The sequence below is a fragment of the Mycobacterium sp. 1245801.1 genome, from assembly GCF_001673055.1.
Lineage (GTDB): Bacteria > Actinomycetota > Actinomycetes > Mycobacteriales > Mycobacteriaceae > Mycobacterium > Mycobacterium europaeum_A.
This window is the reverse complement of record NZ_LZKY01000260.1, coordinates 1-846: the sequence shown is the minus strand read 5'-3', so window position 1 is coordinate 846 and position 846 is coordinate 1. Positions and strand designations below refer to the sequence as shown.

General features: G+C 60.0%; 2 protein-coding genes. Both read right to left on the bottom strand.

Going from position 1 to position 846, the window contains the following annotated elements:
• Positions 1–372: 372 nt before the first annotated feature.
• A complete protein-coding gene (locus A5622_RS16710) occupies positions 373–666 on the bottom strand; it encodes a helix-turn-helix domain-containing protein (RefSeq protein WP_066880085.1) in 294 nt (97 codons plus the stop codon).
• The coding region (locus tag A5622_RS30210) for a helix-turn-helix transcriptional regulator (protein WP_232002990.1) at positions 663–846 on the bottom strand (184 nt) is incomplete at its 5' end. The genes A5622_RS30210 and A5622_RS16710, both read right to left, overlap by 4 nt.

Genomic DNA, 846 nt, shown 5'->3' with positions numbered 1-846 from the left:
AGGCAAGGTGAGATCGCCGTGCCTGTCATTGGTAGGCATTGTGTCCAACCCTTTTCTCTCGTGTCGGCGGACGCTTTGAATCTAAACGCCTACCGTTGGACGTGACTATACCTGCTGGTGTCGCATCCGCAATAGTGAGCGCCGTCACCATCTTCGCAGGTCATCATACTTACACGGCTGTAATTAGAACGTCAAGGTGTCGCATGAACGAAAAGTAGGTAGCGCGTGCTGCTTGACGGATTACCGTCGAGTAGGCGACACTTGTTGCACATTCAAAAGCGGCCGCCGTGACGGGCGGTAAACAGCCGAAAGCAAGTGATTACGTTGCCAGTGAAGCACGTCCAGCCCCGAAACCTGACCCTCCTACGTACACTAGTCGGCCCCCAACCAGGCGCCCTCATGTCGGCGCGAAAACTGGCCAGCCGCAGCACAATTCACCACTCTTTTGTGTCCCGGCTCCTCGCCGGTGAATGCACCACCCTGTCGGCGGACCTCATCTCGAGTAAACACCACGCGGCTGCCCAACATACGTGGTGTGATAGCACCGCGCCTGACATAACGGTCGAGTTCGCGCGTCGACATGCCCGCGAGGGCTTGCGCGGCGTCCTTCTTGCTCAGCAGCTCGGGCTCCATCACGACACGCGCCGGCGCGGCGGTCCCGCTCATTTCGCGTCTCCGTGTTTGATGTGAGTGCGCTTGTTGTTTGTCGGGATGGGCCGGAAAAGTACGGCCGGTCGGACACCGAGCACTTCGGCCATGCGGGCGGCGCGGTCCGCCGACAGGGTGGTGCATTCACCGGCGAGGAGCCGGGACACAAAAGAGTGGTGAATTGTGCTGCGGCTGGCC